General features: G+C 41.8%; 13 protein-coding genes and 1 tRNA gene. 8 read left to right on the top strand and 6 right to left on the bottom strand.

The window, feature by feature from the left end:
- Positions 1–12: 12 nt before the first annotated feature.
- From VL121_RS06075 to VL121_RS06060, 4 genes are all read right to left on the bottom strand, one after another.
- Complete coding sequence (locus tag VL121_RS06075; RefSeq protein WP_325403218.1) at positions 13–1593, bottom strand: porin family protein; 1581 nt, start codon at positions 1591–1593, stop codon at positions 13–15.
- A complete protein-coding gene (locus VL121_RS06070) occupies positions 1590–2138 on the bottom strand; it encodes an RNA polymerase sigma factor (RefSeq protein ID WP_325403216.1) in 549 nt (182 codons plus the stop codon). Before VL121_RS06070 ends, VL121_RS06075 begins: the two co-directional genes overlap by 4 nt.
- Before the next feature lie 544 nt (positions 2139–2682).
- Positions 2683–5214 carry a bifunctional UDP-N-acetylmuramoyl-tripeptide:D-alanyl-D-alanine ligase/alanine racemase gene (locus tag VL121_RS06065; protein ID WP_325403214.1) on the bottom strand — a complete coding sequence of 844 codons (2532 nt, stop codon included), beginning with the start codon at positions 5212–5214 and terminating at the stop codon, positions 2683–2685.
- 15 nt (positions 5215–5229) lie between these two features.
- On the bottom strand, positions 5230–6201 hold the full coding sequence (locus VL121_RS06060; protein ID WP_325403212.1) for a TerC/Alx family metal homeostasis membrane protein: 972 nt from the start codon (positions 6199–6201) through the stop codon (positions 5230–5232).
- A gap of 189 nt (positions 6202–6390) precedes the next feature.
- On the opposite strand from VL121_RS06060, the gene VL121_RS06055 reads away from it, so the two are divergent.
- The 3 genes from VL121_RS06055 to VL121_RS06045 all read left to right on the top strand — a co-directional run bounded on the left by VL121_RS06055 (position 6391) and on the right by VL121_RS06045 (position 9465).
- On the top strand, positions 6391–7656 hold the full coding sequence (locus VL121_RS06055; protein ID WP_325403210.1) for an adenylosuccinate synthase: 1266 nt from the start codon (positions 6391–6393) through the stop codon (positions 7654–7656).
- 93 nt (positions 7657–7749) lie between these two features.
- Positions 7750–8169 (top strand): hypothetical protein, encoded by a 420-nt coding sequence (locus VL121_RS06050; RefSeq protein ID WP_325403208.1) that lies wholly within the window; start codon positions 7750–7752, stop codon positions 8167–8169.
- Positions 8170–8178: 9 nt separating this feature from the next.
- On the top strand, positions 8179–9465 hold the full coding sequence (locus VL121_RS06045; RefSeq protein ID WP_325403206.1) for an anthranilate synthase component I family protein: 1287 nt from the start codon (positions 8179–8181) through the stop codon (positions 9463–9465).
- 35 nt (positions 9466–9500) lie between these two features.
- On the opposite strand, the gene VL121_RS06040 is transcribed toward VL121_RS06045, so the two are convergent.
- Both VL121_RS06040 and VL121_RS06035 read right to left on the bottom strand, forming a co-directional pair.
- Positions 9501–10658, bottom strand: coding sequence for a lytic transglycosylase domain-containing protein (locus VL121_RS06040; RefSeq protein WP_325403204.1), 1158 nt, complete (start codon positions 10656–10658; stop codon positions 9501–9503).
- Between the two features lie 312 nt (positions 10659–10970).
- Complete coding sequence (locus VL121_RS06035) at positions 10971–11561, bottom strand: RNA polymerase sigma-70 factor (RefSeq protein WP_325403202.1); 591 nt, start codon at positions 11559–11561, stop codon at positions 10971–10973.
- A gap of 261 nt (positions 11562–11822) precedes the next feature.
- Between VL121_RS06035 and VL121_RS06030 the strand changes: the two genes are divergently transcribed.
- The 5 genes from VL121_RS06030 (at position 11823) to VL121_RS06010 (ending at position 15829) form a co-directional block, all read left to right on the top strand.
- Positions 11823–11896: transfer RNA gene (locus tag VL121_RS06030), tRNA-Ile, on the top strand.
- Positions 11897–12043: 147 nt separating this feature from the next.
- The gene (locus tag VL121_RS06025; protein WP_325403200.1) at positions 12044–14890 is read left to right on the top strand and encodes a type I restriction endonuclease subunit R; all 2847 of its coding nucleotides are present in this window, start codon (positions 12044–12046) and stop codon (positions 14888–14890) included.
- 79 nt (positions 14891–14969) lie between these two features.
- On the top strand, positions 14970–15350 hold the full coding sequence (locus VL121_RS06020; protein WP_325403198.1) for a GxxExxY protein: 381 nt from the start codon (positions 14970–14972) through the stop codon (positions 15348–15350).
- 11 nt (positions 15351–15361) lie between these two features.
- On the top strand, positions 15362–15514 hold the full coding sequence (locus tag VL121_RS06015) for a hypothetical protein (protein ID WP_325403196.1): 153 nt from the start codon (positions 15362–15364) through the stop codon (positions 15512–15514).
- A gap of 129 nt (positions 15515–15643) precedes the next feature.
- Complete coding sequence (locus VL121_RS06010) at positions 15644–15829, top strand: hypothetical protein (RefSeq protein ID WP_325403194.1); 186 nt, start codon at positions 15644–15646, stop codon at positions 15827–15829.
- The last annotated feature ends 125 nt before the right edge of the window (positions 15830–15954 follow it).

Genomic DNA, 15954 nt, shown 5'->3' with positions numbered 1-15954 from the left:
AAGAAATAATGCTTATTTCTTCCTGTCACTCACTACAAGATTATACCTGATGTAAAACTGGAATGCCTGGTTGCGCGCCTGTGTGGGAGGTAATATGTTATTAACGCGAAGGTCAACAAAATTGTTCAATGCCTGGCTGTAGCGGAAGCCGAACATAAAGCGGTCATAATAATAATTGGCATCAAAGAGGTAACGCCATTCGGATTCATTGATTTTTGAAGATAAAGAATCATCCTTTAGTTTGATGGTTTCTGAACGCAGTAAAGTATTATTGGCTGAGCGTTGTTCCTTATCAGCTAACCCGCTGTTGAATGACGAAAATTGCATTCCGCTGCCTATATAAAAATGCTTAACAGGGCTGTAATAAAAGCTTACCGGCATATTAAAATAATACAATTTACGCAGGTAGATATTTTCAGTATAGCCTGCATTGCCCGAAGGAACAGGGAATGCTTTATGTGATAACAGCAGCGAAGGCGTTGCCTGCGGCGTATTGAATTGAAATTCACTCAGGAGGTATACCCTGTTGGTTACATGCAACTGCAGGTAAGGTGAAGGAATATAATCCGCGATGATATTTTTGCCCGCAGCCGAATTGTAACGATACGTTTGTTGTGAAGCTACCGTAATATTCTGGTAAGGCGCTATACCTGCCGCGAACCAGCGATCAGTGGTTTCACCCCAAAATGAATGATAGGTTCTGTAGGATTTGGCCAGGTCTTTCTCTTCTTTTCTTTCCTGTCGTTTCATTTCACGCAACAGGGCCTTTCTTTTGGCGCTTACATCGGGTAAGATGGAAGCATAAGCGGGAACGGTTAATATACCTGCTTCATTGCTAACAGCAGTTTTAATAATATGTTTCCGGCTGCTGTAACCGTAATTTTCATCATTAACTGAAGTGTATCCGGGTGTTAATAATTCATCAGCAATATTGTTTTTATCATCAGTGATAAATGTAGATGCGGGCAGTTCATTACCCTGTTCAATAGTATGATCTGTAATTAGGGATGTTTTTTGCCGATTGTCTTTAGTTGCAGGAACTGTATTAAGCTGAGCTATATTGGTATGCTGTGGATCATCATCAATGCCTGCCTCTTTTTTAACAGGGGTGTTTTTGTTATTGTTTGAAGAAGTTGGTTTTTCAGGATTGTTTGTATGGGCTGTTTTATTGTCATTTAATACTGCTCCTGCAGCTTCTTCCTTTTTATCAAATTGTATTATATTTTTAATATTATCTCCGGGTGTTTCGTTAATATTATTTTTATCTGCGGCAGTAACCCTTAGCTGTGAAGCGGAATTATAGTTAATACGATTTGCAGGTTCCGGCGAAGTAAGTTCAGTATTTCCCGTATTGCCGGATGCTACAAATTGATCTGCCGTATTTGTATTTATCCATATGCCAGCCGAAATGATAATAATGATGCTGCCCGGCCACCACCATTTACCGCCGCGTCCCTTTCCGCCTTTTTCGCTCAGGGGCATCTCCTGGTCGAGTTTTGCCTTCATTTGCTGCCATGCCATTTCCTGTCCGGGCAACGGAAAATGTTGTAATTTTTCCGCTATTTGTTTTTCGTATGGTAGTTTCCGGTTCAATATACTGCGTCTAAGGTTTGTAATAATTTCCGCATCAGCCGTCTGGCTTCGCTCAGGTGCCATTTACTGGTGCCTTCACTAATGCCCATCATAGCACCTATTTCTTTATGTGTAAAACCTTCTATGATATATAAATTAAAAACGGTTTGTGTGGCCGGTGGCAATTTTCTTACCAGGAAAAGCAGTTCCTGTGCGTTTAGTTTATTAACCACTTCGCTGTCAATATAGGGTTCCGTAGCCTGGTCTATTTCCACCTGCCTGCTGTGTTTCACATTTTGTCTTATAAAATCTATAGCGCTGTGAATCATAATGCTTCTTATCCAGGTATATAAGCTGGCTTTAAGCGGATTGAACCGGTGCATATTTTTATACACTTTCAAAAAGCCATTATGCAGCACTTCCATCGCATCGTTTTCGTTATGCATATAGCGCATGCAGAGTGACATCATAGCAGCGTAGAACTGTTTATATAAACGTTCCTGTGCCTTGCGGTTGTTATGAATGCACCCGTTAATAAGGTCAATATCTGCAGGGGTACTGCTCAATGCTATTACTGGTTTTATGGATTCCTGCCACAATGCTGCCCGGCATTTAAGGCATACTTTGTTTCAAGGGTAAGATAAAAACATTATTCCTTTATACCATGCACATTGACCTGTTTTTAAACGATTATAACACTATTTAAACATGCGGCAGCTATAGCAATATATACGGCTAAAGGGGAAGGAAGGGTTGGGGGGAGGAATGTGGAAAATGTGAAAATTTGAGAATCTGAAGATGGGAGTATGGTTACGGGATGACAGGATGGTTGCAGGTTTCAGGGGTGGCGGTCGGTACGCGATGCAGGAGCGTCAGACCGCATGCAGATGTTATTTTATCCTTTCTGCCGTTTTTTTATTTCTTCTAATAAATCCCTGGCATCCCGGGTGTCATCATCAGTTGCGCCAGAAATGACCTTCAGGAATGATAAACTCATGGCTATTACCGAATAAAAATCTGTTCTGAGCGTTTATTTTTAACCCTAAATCTGCCTGGGTTTATTCTTAGTGCCGTCTCTCTCCGCAAAGAGGAGAGGGAAAGTGGGTGAGGTCACTCCTCGTAATACATCCTCAGCACCCGTTGCGAAATGCCGGTCATTATTTCATAAGGAATGGTTTGCGCCCATTGGGCAAGCTGTGTAACAGGCAGTTTTTCTCCAAAAATAATTACTTCATCGCCTTCTTTAACACCCGCTATGCCGGTAATATCAATCATCGTCATATCCATGGCAATATTACCTATAACCGGCGCCAGCCTGCCATTTACCAGTACACTGCCGGTACCGTTACTTAAATTCCTGCGGTAGCCATCGGCATAACCTATACGTATAGTGGCAATAGTGCTGTCTCTTTCTGTTTTCCCTTTCCGGCTATAGCCTACTGTTTCGCCGGCTTTTATTTTTTTAATCTGGGCGATGGTTGTTTTTAATGTGGCCGCTTCCCTTAGCTCAGGGGAGCCGAAAGCGCTGCTGTTTACGCCATATAAACCAATGCCAAGCCGTACCATATCAAAATGCAGTTGGGGATGCCGGATGATGGCCGCCGAATTGGCAATGTGACGTAGAAAAGGATAAGCCAATGCCTGCTGCAATACGGAGCAGGCTGCTGTGTATTGCTCAGCCTGCTGCCGGGTAAAATCGTCTAACGCAGCGTCTTCGCTGCCTGCAAGGTGACTAAACACGGATTGAACGGTGAAAAGCTGGTTATGTATAAGTTGCTGAGCTAATGCATTCAATTCATTCCATTCAAAACCAAGGCGGTGCATACCCGTATCTATCTTTATATGCACAGGGTAGTATTGCAACCCCTGCTCTTTCAGGAATTTCCGGAAAGAAGATAATATACCAAATGAAAAAATTTCCGGTTCAAGATTATTTTCTGTTATAGCATGATAGCTGTTTTCCTCCGGGTTCATTACCATAATGGGCAGGCTGATACCGGACTTTCGCAATTCCACCCCTTCATCGGCATAAGCAACCGCCAGGTAATCTACTTTGTGAAACTGCAGCATATTAGCTATTTCATAACTGCCGCTGCCATACGAAAAGGCTTTCACCATAGCCATTATTTTAGTGGATGGCTGCAGCAGATGCTGGTACTGCTTAAGGTTGTGTACAATAGCGGTAAGGTTTACCTCCAGCACGGTTTGATGCACTTTTTGTTCCAGCAGCGCACTGATCCGTTCCAGTGTAAATTTTCTGGCGCCTTTTATTAGTATGGTTTCATCATGAAACTGCGTGCCGTGAAAATAGGTTATAAAATCTTCAGTTGAATTGTAAAAGGAGGTTGCTGCAACAGCCTGCTCAAATTTTTTTTTATATTGATGAAGCCGGCTGCCTATACCGATAAAGCGGTTGATTTTTTTCTGTTGCAGGGCAAGTGCAATTTCACTGTACAATTTTTCAGTATCCCTGCCTGCTTCCGTAAAATCCGAAAGGATAACCGTGCGTTGATGATGCTGACGCTGCTGTTCTAAAAAATCGAGTGCAATCTGCAATGAGCTGATGTCTGCAACGTAGCTGTCGTTAATAACAGAACAATTATTAATACCTCTTTTCATTTCAAGACGCATCTCCACCGGTTTGAGTAAACCAATACGTTCAGTTATCGTTTCACCGCTATATCCCATTGCCAGCAACACGCTGCAGCAGGTAATGGCATTTTCTACAGCCGCATCGTCTGTAAAGGGGATTTGAATGGTAAGTGCTGAGTGGTGAGTGGTAGGTGAGAGGGAAGGGAGAGGGGGGAGGGTTCTTGCCATCTCCTGTTCGTTCACTTCAAGACGAATGATGGTACGCGCTTCCTCTTTTTTAATACCGGTTATCCTGATAGCACCATGCGCCTGCTTTCCCCAAAAAAAACAGGGGATGCGCGATGCTTCAATGGCTTCAACAACTACCGGATCATCTCCGTTAGCTATCATCCGGGTTACTTTGCTGAACAATAAAAGCTTTTCCCTGATCTTTTGCCGCTGATCCTTAAAATTTTCATCATGCGCATCACCAATATGTGTAAGCACACCAATAGTGGGCTGAATGATTTTCTGCAATGCCTCCATTTCCCCGGGTTGGGAAATGCCGGCTTCAAATATACCGAGCGTGTGCACCCCGTTCATTTGCCAAACGCTTAAGGGTACACCGATCTGCGAGTTATAGCTTTTAGGACTGCGAACAATCTGAAAATCTTTCTCAAGCAACTGGTTCAGCCATTCTTTTACTATGGTTTTTCCATTGCTGCCGGTAATGCCCACTACGGGTATACTGAACTGTGAGCGGTGAAACGCGGCAAGTGTTTGAAACGCGTTCAATACATCAGGTACCCGGATAAAATTAGCATCCGGGCAATCCTTTGCTTCAAATGAAAAATCAACAACAAAATTTTTAACTCCCCTTGCATACAATTCTGAAATAAAACGGTACCCGTTACGCCGTGGTCCGGGTAAAGCAAAAAACAAGGACGTGGCGGCATGCACTACCTTACGGCTATCTGTAAGCAGGTGATCAATAACGGCATCGCTGCCGCCGGCTGCCAGCAGTTGTGCGTGTACGATAGCCGAAATTTTTTCAATAGTATAATTGCCCATTATAACGTAATGGTTTTACAGGCCTGCTCTTTGTTCCGGCATTTTCCGGTTATGGTAAACAGAATATAAAATGGAAGCTGCCAGGCATATAACGATCACCGCCAGTGAAATGTATATGGAAATATGGATATCAAAAAACTCAATCAGCATTTTAATGCCAATGAATACCAATACCACCGCAATGCCCTGCTGCAGGAAGTCGAATTTATTAACCGCGCCTTTAAGCAGGAAAAACAACGCCCGTAAGCCCAGAATTGCGAAAATGTTGGAAGAATAGATCACCAGCACATCGTCTGGCGAAAAAGGAACATCTGCGCGTTCACGTACAATGGAAACTACGGTAGGGATGGAATCTAATGCAAAAACAATATCAATGGCGGCCAGCATAAACACAACCACGGAAAGTATAGTAAAATATACTTTTCCATTACGCTTAATAATATACTTTCCCCGGGGTTCAACCGTGGTGAGCCGCAGGTATTTTCTTAAGAGCCTGTACAGCTTGGACTCTCTTGGATTGAATTCTTCCTCGCTTTTTTTGAAAAACAACTTGTAACCGGTATACACCAGGAAAATACCGAAAATATAGAGTATCCAGTGAAACCGTTCTATCAGTCCTATACCAATGGCTATAAAAATAATCCTGAAAATGATAGCCAGCAGGATGCCGATCAGTAAAGCTCTTGCGGTGTCGGAGTCTGCTATTTTAAAGGAGCTGAAAATAAGGATAAATACAAAGATATTGTCAATACTAAGCGATTTTTCCATCAGGTAAGCGGTTAAAAACTTAGTAGCCACTTTTGAACCGTCTTCAAAAAACAGAAATACACAAAAAGCAAGAGAGATCGCCACCCAGAAAACACTTTGGTAAAAAGCGCTCTTCATGGTTACGTGCGAGTTCTTTTTACTGAACAAACCGAAATCAAAGATCAGCGCAATCAAAAGCACTATGCCGAAAGTGAGGTAGGAAATTTCTGTAGGTGTCATTAACGCGTAATATTTTTTTCAAAGATAAGGGGCTATTTTTGATGCCTGATAAATTGTTGGGTGGCATTAAGAGCGTGGCAGATGCTGAGTGTAAGTTTTCACATTTTCACATTTTTCATATTTCCACATTTTATTTCCCTTATTGCCTTCATTCGTCTATTTTTGCGATCCTCCAAATTAGCATTTCAAATGGTTGATGTATTATTAGGCCTCCAGTGGGGCGATGAAGGAAAAGGTAAGATTGTAGACTATTTTGCGCCTGCATATGATGTGATCGCTCGTTTCCAGGGTGGACCTAATGCAGGGCATACCCTGTATGTAAAAGATAAAAAAGTAGTGTTACACCAGATCCCTTCCGGGATATTCCATGACAATACCATTAATTTAATCGGGAACGGAGTGGTGTTAGACCCGGTTACGCTTAAAAGGGAGTGCGAAACAGTAGCTTCTTTTGGAGTTGACTATGCTAAAAATCTCTATATTTCAGAAAGAACGAATCTTATTTTACCCACGCACAGAGCGCTGGATAAAGCTTCCGAGGCGTTGAAGGGAAATGATAAAATTGGTTCCACGCTGAAAGGTATAGGACCTGCCTATATGGATAAAACAGGTAGAAACGCTTTACGGGTAGGCGATATTCTGGATAAAAATTTTACATCGCAATATATCAGGCTTCGGCTTAAACATCAGAAGCTGCTTGATAGTATGCAGTTCCATGAAGATATTTCCGAATGGGAAGACGCGTTTTTTGAGGGCATTGAATTTATGCGCCAGTTTAAAATCATAAACGGCGAATACTTTATTAATGAAAAAATAAGCGAAGGCAAAAAAATACTGGCGGAAGGGGCGCAGGGAAGTATGCTGGACGTGGATTTTGGAACTTTCCCTTTCGTAACCTCTTCCAATACCATATCGGCAGGGGTGTGTACAGGTCTTGGAGTGGCTCCGCAAAAAATAAGGGAAGTAATTGGTGTAACCAAGGCGTATTGCACAAGAGTGGGCAGCGGACCTTTTCCTACCGAGCTGCACGACCAGGTGGGAGAAGCATTGCGTAAAACCGGTAATGAGTTTGGCGCCACAACAGGGCGCCCGCGCCGTTGCGGATGGATTGACCTGGTGGCATTGAGATTTGCCTGTATGATAAATGGCGTTACACAATTAGTAATGACCAAAGCCGATGTATTAGACGCGTTTACGGAGCTGAAAGTATGTGAAGATTATAGTATTGACGGAAAATTACAGCAACAGGTACCTTACCAAATGGTAAAACTGGATATAGAACCCGTATACACTTCATTTGAAGGATGGAATACGAATATTACGGAAACAACTTCGTTTGCTTCTGTTCCCCAGGCTATGAAAGCTTATATAAGTCATATTAACGAATATTTAGGCGCAGAGATAAAATACATTTCCAATGGACCGGGAAGAGACCAGATAATTCCGGTACTTTAATTGTTGTATTGTATTACAATAAAAATTATTTTTGAAATTATTTGGCTATCTCAAAATCTCGTAGAAATTTTACGTTGTTAATTTAGTCAAGCTATGGCAAAATCTGAAAGAGAAAAAAAAACAACTGGCAAGGGAACTCCCGCTAATAACGGGAAAGCTAAGCCCTCCAAAACATCATCAAAATCCAAAAAGGACGAAGACGAGGAAGATGATGATTTTGAGTTAGAAGACAAGCCCGCTGTAAAAGGGGCAAAATCCGGGTCTAAACCTTTAAAAGATGAGGATGATGATGATATTGAAGATGTGAAAGATGACTGGGAAAAAGTAGATGAAGAGGACAACTGGGATCCTGACTTCGATGAGTTTGATATACCCAAATCAAAAGCGAAGAAAACAGGTGGTAAAAAAGGAAAGGAAGATGATGATGATTTAGGCATTGATGAGGAATTTAAGGATATGGGCTTGTTTGATGATGGCGGCGGCGGATTTGATGACGATGAAGATGATTTTTAACAGCATACGGTGAAAAGAACATTTTGTTCCTTTCCGGTTCATGATTTTTTGCAGGTTAAAGAGCAGATGCTGGATTGGGCTAACCAGTTCGGCATCTGTTGTTTTTTAGACGATCATCAGTACCGGCTGCGGGAGCATAGTTTTGAATGCATACTGGCTGTGAATGCCGAAAACGTTCTTCATACCACTAAGGGTGAGGCATTTGAACAATTACAAACGTTTATTGATCAAAATAACGACTGGTGCTTCGGACATCTCGGCTATGATCTTAAAAATGAGATCGAAGTTCTGCAATCCAATAACGCAGACTTTGTAAAATTTGATGATCTTTTCTTCTTTATTCCCGAAATTGTTTTAATACTCCGCGGTAACGAATTACTGGTAGGCGTTAAAAGCCGGGCACATGCACAAATAGCCCGGGCTGTTTTTAGCATCGTGCCGGCTACCGCTCGCAGTCCCCTGCAAATTGAAATAAAAAGCAGGTTTACCAGGAACGCTTATATTGATACCGTTCAGCAATTGCAGCAACACATATTACGTGGTGATTGCTATGAAATTAATTTCTGCCAGGAATTTTATAATGATGCTGCGAAAATTGATCCCCTGCAGGTATACAAAGCGTTAAGCAGGGAATCGCCCAATCCCTTTTCCTGCTACTACCGGCTGGAAGATAAATACCTGCTTTGCGCCAGTCCTGAACGCTATTTGCGCAAAAGCGGAAACAGGCTGATCTCCCAGCCCATAAAAGGCACTATACGGCGGAATAATAAGCGTACGGAGGCTGACCAATTGAACAGGGAAACGCTTCAGCAGAGTGGAAAGGACCGTTCGGAAAATATAATGATTGTAGACCTGGTTCGGAATGATCTGGCAAAAGTGTGTACAGAGGGGAGTGTAAAAGTGGAGGAATTGATGGGTATATATGCTTTCCCGCAGGTATATCAAATGATTTCTACAGTAAGCGGGGAAGTAGAAAACAACACGCGGGTAACGGATATATTAAAAGCTACTTTTCCCATGGGGAGCATGACCGGCGCCCCCAAAAAAAGAGTAATGGAACTAATTGAGCAGTATGAGCGAACCAAACGTGGCTTATTTTCGGGGGCGGTGGGTTATATCTCTCCCCAGCAAGATATGGATTTTAATGTGGTGATCAGGAGCATATTATATAATGCCTCCGGCCGGTATATTTCTTTCCCCACCGGTTCCGCTATTACTTATTACAGCAAGGCGGAAGATGAATACGAAGAGTGTCTGTTAAAGGCAGGAGCCATAAAAAAAGTGCTGAACGGGTAAATCCAGCACTCTTTTGTTTATTAAGATAATCCCCTTTACTTTCTTTTTGCCATTTTTTGCTCACCTGCCGTAGATATAATGGCTTTTGCTTGAGGGAGATGAATGGCTTCAGGATAATCCTGCCTGCTGCTAAAAACGGTAGTGTTGGTTTCCAGCATCATTTCAATGGATTCATTTAATATATCCTTGCGTTTTTCCCTGAACTTTTCCATTTTATCCTTCGGCAGCCTCAGGTCATAACCATCTGCCATTACTTCTTTTTCGAAACCGGGGTTATACTGGTCGAACTCGGTTACAGACATATCCAGCTCCTTTGTAATTACTGATATATTGTATTTTCCGTTGATGTGCAGTACACTTAAGCTATTCAGGTTTTCAGCAATAAGCTTTTCCATATTTAATAAAGGCGCGGTTTCCTCGTTCTGCTTTTCCAATATATAGCGGGCAGCTACAAACTTTTTAACATGCGCTCTTGATTCAGCGGGTAAATAATATTGCAGTTTCCAGAAATCACGGCTGTTGCTTTTTTTGATAGCCGCTTCTACTCTTGAGGCTCCGCCATTATACGCTGCTATAACCAGCAGCCAGTCGTCAAATTGATTATATAAAATTTTGAGATATTTTGCTGCCGCAAGTGTGCTTTTAGTAAGGTCACGTCTTTCATCCCTGTGGTGGTTAATAGTTAAACCCATTAGCCTGCCCGTAGGCGCCATAAACTGCCAGGGACCTACTGCTCCTTTGCGGGATACCGCGCCATTGAACATTTCAGATTCAATAAGGGCAAGATATTTCAAATCGGTGGGCAGTTCGTGCCGGATCATAATCTTATCTATCTGTGTTAACTGGCGCTCATACCTGGAAATGATTTTTTCAAGCCTTACTTCATGTTTCTTTTCATAAGCCCTTACAAAAGCAACAGACATAGGGTGTAACCCGCTGTAATTGTTTTGCTTTGTTAGCATTGTTTTTGTTAAAACCACTGTTTTGGGCGTAGTGCTTTTTGCTGTTAACTTACCGGCATTATCGGCGCTGCCCGAGGGCGAACTTAATGCTGCCGCTACAACAATTTCAGTGGTGGCTATGCTGGTATCATTTTTTTGGGAGGTGGAATTGCCATGTATTTCTTTGGCATTTACAGCTAAAGACGTACATAAAAATACAAAACAACCAAAACCTTTAAATAACATAATCATAAAACTCAATTTTTTGGTTTTCTCCCTGTTTGCAAGAATAGGTCCAAAAAGGGGAGGTACAAAATAATTGGTTGATTCACAGGGAGTTAAAAAACCTTAAGGATTTGTGAAGCTTTATCAGAGGTATTGGAGCAGTGAAAAACAAAAGTACTCCCTCAAAATGGATCGTCATAGCTTTAAGCCAAAACTATGCCATGATTTATGGTAAAAAGCATTAAAATAGGCTAAAATAAATGACATTATGGCGGCATTCGGAAAATATGACATCCATTTTGCTGTTTTTATGAAGTTAAGACATCCCTTAAAGGAAACCTATAGCGACCTTATACTGGAAGAAACGGCCCTGTGAATATTAAATCCAATAGCGGATCCTATTTTTTTTAAAGCCAGCGTCATTTGGTTTTCAATTGTTTTTAATGAAAGGTTCAATAGTTCCGCTACTTCGCGGTATTTTAGTTCTTCCTCTTTAACCAGCTTAAAAATAAGCCTGCACCTTGCCGGAAGGCTTTGAACGGCTTCCTGTATTTTATGAATCATTTCGGCTGTGATCATTAATTGCTCGGGATCGAAAAAAACGCTGTTCAATTCAACCCAGTAATCATCTGCAGGCAAACTTTGCCAGCTTTTTTGTTTTTTCAGATAATTGAGGCAGGTATTGCGGGTACAGGTGAAAAGGTATAATTTGAGGTTGATGATGGTTTGAAGTGTTTTGCGTTTTTCCCATATTTTAATAAATACATCGGAAACCGCTTCTTCCGAAAGTTGCTTTGATTTAAGGAAGGAAAAGGCAAATTGCTCAAGAGAGGGATAAAAATGCAGGAATAGCTCATTATATGCCTGCTGATTGTTGAAAAGTGCAATCTGTTGTTGTAATAGTTCAATATGAGGCTGGCGGTTATCCATAGCGTACCCCCGCAATCGTTTTGCAAACTACGATTTTTAGAATGAATTCTCTTTTAAAGGATATCGGAAAGCTTCAATATGCTGCTTGCCTTGCTGTAATATTTTAAATAGCGGAAGGAAATGGCAGAAAAATTATTCTGTACCCTATTTTTTTTTACCTTTGCCCACCATTAAAGAAAAAAGGCATTGGTAACAGCCATTAATACGGTAAAATAGAAGGTTCTTACAGATCATGAATAACATTTCTTCTTTGAGAAGAAAGGACCCTTAGCTCAGCTGGTTAGAGCATTTGACTCATAATCAAAGGGTCGCTGGTTCGAGCCCAGCAGGGTCCACTGGTAATCAATCATGTAAAAGGTCGCAATCTGCGACCTTTTTTAGTTTAACTATTCTTCCGCTTTCCTGCAAACCTTATTATGTTCGTGTAATTCAGCCTCTTACTGTATAAGGCAATTGTAATAACAATATTTTTTGTAAGTTGTATGGCCAATTGGATCATACATTTCATTTTTATATTGCAATCTAATCCCCTGCCATTGAACCAAAATCCCGAACAGATAGCCCGAGATAAGATAGATGCTGCATTAACGGAAAGCGGCTGGATTATTCAGCATAAAACCCGCATTAACCTTTTAGCTGGCAGTGGAATTGCAGTAAGAGAATACCAAACAGATATTGGCCCTGCAGATTATGTGTTATTTCTGGATAAAAAGCCGGTTGGTATCGTAGAGGCAAAACGTGCAGAAGAAGGCGTACACCTTACCATGCATGAAGAACAGTCAGAAGCCTATGCGGCTGCCAAATTGAAGTTCCTCGATAATCAGAAACTACCTTTTGTATACGAAAGTACCGGTGAATTAACGCGTTTTACCGATTACCGTGATCCCAAACCACGTTCCAGAACAGTGTTTACTTTTCATCGCCCTGAAACGTTCCGGGAGTGGTTGATGCAGGAAAAGTCGCAGCGGGCCAGGTTGCTGAATTTACCGGCACTGCCGGAGGAGGGTTTGCGGCACTGTCAGGTTACTGCAATCAACAACCTGGAAAAGTCTTTCAAAAGCAATCATCCTAAGGCTTTAATACAGATGGCCACGGGATCGGGCAAAACTTTTACGGCGATTACATTTATATACCGTTTGCTAAAATTTGCCAAAGCCAAAAGAATACTATTCCTTGTTGATACAAAAAATTTGGGCGAGCAGGCCGAACAGGAATTCATGAGCTATGTTCCCAATGATGACAACAGGAAGTTCACGGAATTGTATGCCGTTACGCGGTTGAAAAGCAGTTTTATCCCAGCGGATAACCAGGTGTACATTTCTACCATCCAGCGGATGTATGCTATTTTAAAAGGCACAGAGATGGACGAAGGCGCCGAGGAACAAAATCCCAATGAATCCCGATGGCTATCGGGACAACCCAAAGAACCGCTGCCGGTTGTTTACAATGAAAAAGTGCCTGTCGAGTTTTTTGATTTCATTGTGATAGATGAATGCCACCGCAGCATTTATAATTTATGGAAACAGGTACTCGACTATTTTGATGTGTTCCAGGTAGGGCTAACGGCAACCCCCGACAACCGCACCTTTGGTTACTTCAATAAGAATATTGTTAGTGATTACGGTTACGAAAAGGCGGTGATAGATGGCGTGTTGGTTCCCTATAACGTTTTTACAATAGAAACTAAGATCACCAAAGAAGGAAGCAAAATACGGATGGGGGAAAAGGTAGACAAACGGGAACGCCTCACCCGGAAAAAATTCTGGGAGAGTGTAGATGAAGACATTGAGTATAGCGGCAGGCAGTTAGACAAAGACATCGTGAACCTTAGCACCATACGTACAATCGTTCGTGCTATAAAAGACAGCCTGCCTGCTGTTTTTCCCGACAGAACCGATAAGGATGGGAAATTTGAAGTGCCCAAAACCCTGATATTCGCGAAAACCGATTCGCATGCCGAAGACATCATTGAAATTGTAAGGGAAGAGTTTGCCGAAGAAAATAAGTTCTGTAAAAAGATTACTTACCGCAGCACCGAAGATCCCAAAACAGTACTCAGCCAGTTTCGGAATGATTATTATCCGCGCATTGCCGTAACGGTAGACATGATTGCCACCGGCACGGATATACGCCCCTTAGAAGTGCTGGTATTTATGCGGGATGTAAAAAGCCGGAGTTATTACGAGCAGATGAAGGGACGCGGCACACGTACCTGTTCGCTTGAACAACTGAGAGCCACCGGAACGCCATCTGCCAGGTTCACCAAAGATCATTTTGTGATCATTGATGCTATAGGCGTTGAGCAATCGCAGAAAACAGACAGCCGCCCGCTGGAGAAAAAGCCGGGTATGAGCCTGAAAGACCTGTTACAGCATGTAGCCATTGGCAATACAGGTGAAGATATCCTGACAACATTGGCCAACCGCCTGATCCGCCTTGACAAGCAGATTGACCAAAAAGAAAAATTACATTTTGCCGAACATGCTAATGGACAAACGATCAATCATGTGGTGAAGCAGTTGCTGAATGCTTATGACCCGGATACGGTAGAAGGCATAAGGAAAAAGGTAGAAGGCGGGAACCCGGATATATCTCCTAATGAACTGGATGCAAAATGCAGGGCGCAACATACACAAATCATTGAACAGGCGGTTGCCGCATTCAACAACCCCGAACTACGGGATTATATTGTGGATGTTCGCAAAAAATACAACCAGGTGATGGATACGGTTAATATTGATGATGTAACAAAGCTGGGCTGGGTAAAAGACCAGGAGGCAGCCGCCGAACTTACGATCAGCAATTTTAAAGCATGGATAGAAGCGCATAAGGATGAAATAACCGCCCTGCAAATTTTTTACAGTCAGCCTTACCGCCGCCGCGAATTGACCTACAGCATGATCAGAGACCTGTGCGAAAAGATAAAAACAGAGCAACCGCTGCTGGCGCCTGCACATGTATGGAGGGCATACGAACAATTAAAAGAAGCAAATGGCTCTGCCAAAAATGAGCTGATTGCCCTGGTAAGCCTTATCAGAAAAGTAAGCGGTGTTGATGAAAACTTAATGGGCTACGATAAAACGGTAGACAAAAACTTTCAGGCATGGGTATTTAAAAAACAAGCAGGCACCACAACAAAATTTACCGAAGAGCAAATGGTATGGCTGCGGATGATCAAAGATTATGTAGCCGGTAGTTTTCATGTAGAGAAAGAAGATTTTGAACTGGATCCGTTTAATAAGCAGGGAGGGTTAGGCAGGTTCTATCAACTGTTTAAGGAGGATTATGAAAAAATATTGGAAGAGTTGAATGAGGTGCTGGCAGCGTAAAATTGTCTGAACCGTGATTGAAAGGATTATTGGATTGCCCGGATTGTTTTAAAAAATCAAATAAATTCAAGGTTTAAGTATGTTGCACGAAGAGCTAACAGGGAAGATAATAGGTTGCGCTATGGAAGTACATAAGCGTTTAGGCAATGGCTTCCAGGAAGTGATATACCAAAGAGCTTTGGAAATTGAAATGAACCTGGCACGACTGGTATTTGCGAGGGAAATGGAGATGGCTATATTTTACAGGGATACTGAAATAGGAACAAGGCGGGTTGACTTTTTTGTGGAGGGCAAAGTGATGGTTGAGCTAAAAGCTTTGGTTAAGCTTGAAGATGTTCACCTGGCACAAGCAATGAATTATCTGGAAGCCTATAAGATGGAAATAGGGCTACTGATAAATTTTGGTGCGAAGAGTTTAGAATTTAAAAGAGTACACAATAACAAACTGCTGAACCAATAATTGTCTGAACCATGATTAAAGGATTAAATGATGTCATTTTTATTGGGGATTCAAATCAAGGTAATCCCCTCATCAAGCAAATCAAGGTTCAGACAGTGTGGCAACTGTTTGGTGCCAAAACGGATGAAATTATTAATGAATTAAATGAGGTGCTGGCGGCGTAAAAAAAGCCTACAACTGCACTCATTCTGAAATTGCATCAGAAAACAGCTTGTAGCTGACGTTCATGCAGAGCAGACTTATGACAAATATAAGATTATTTTACTTCGCTGGAAAAACTATAAAAGATATAAATGTCTAAAGATCAATACATTGTTGCTTCATTAGAAAAACGACATCGCACAATACAAATAATGACAGAGGAAGAAAACATAAATCAATTACCCGAAGGGTGGAAGTGGGTAAAGTTGGGAGAAGTGTGTCATACAACAAGTGGAGGAACACCAAGCAGAAGAGAACCTAATGTAATGACAATTTAATTATGCAACATAATGTTTTGATAATTTTTTATCAGCATGCTGCCGGGTGAATTTCCACTCTATCGTGCATTTGTTTTCATTTCTATCCTGAGTCCACTTTTCTAATGCTTCAGACAGCTTCTCTT

This window comes from Agriterribacter sp., from assembly GCF_035497235.1.
Classification (GTDB): domain Bacteria; phylum Bacteroidota; class Bacteroidia; order Chitinophagales; family Chitinophagaceae; genus Agriterribacter.
This window is presented reverse-complemented; position numbering and strand designations above follow the sequence as displayed.

Coding starts and splice junctions, on each gene's coding strand:
- VL121_RS06065 (WP_325403214.1), bottom strand. CDS start 5,214: ATGGGCAATTATACTATTGAAAAAATTTCGGCTATCGTACACGCACAA.
- VL121_RS06060 (WP_325403212.1), bottom strand. CDS start 6,201: ATGACACCTACAGAAATTTCCTACCTCACTTTCGGCATAGTGCTTTTG.
- VL121_RS06055 (WP_325403210.1), top strand. CDS start 6,391: ATGGTTGATGTATTATTAGGCCTCCAGTGGGGCGATGAAGGAAAAGGT.
- VL121_RS06050 (WP_325403208.1), top strand. CDS start 7,750: ATGGCAAAATCTGAAAGAGAAAAAAAAACAACTGGCAAGGGAACTCCC.
- VL121_RS06040 (WP_325403204.1), bottom strand. CDS start 10,658: ATGATTATGTTATTTAAAGGTTTTGGTTGTTTTGTATTTTTATGTACG.
- VL121_RS06035 (WP_325403202.1), bottom strand. CDS start 11,561: ATGGATAACCGCCAGCCTCATATTGAACTATTACAACAACAGATTGCA.
- VL121_RS06025 (WP_325403200.1), top strand. CDS start 12,044: ATGGCCAATTGGATCATACATTTCATTTTTATATTGCAATCTAATCCC.
- VL121_RS06020 (WP_325403198.1), top strand. CDS start 14,970: ATGTTGCACGAAGAGCTAACAGGGAAGATAATAGGTTGCGCTATGGAA.
- VL121_RS06015 (WP_325403196.1), top strand. CDS start 15,362: ATGATTAAAGGATTAAATGATGTCATTTTTATTGGGGATTCAAATCAA.
- VL121_RS06010 (WP_325403194.1), top strand. CDS start 15,644: ATGTCTAAAGATCAATACATTGTTGCTTCATTAGAAAAACGACATCGC.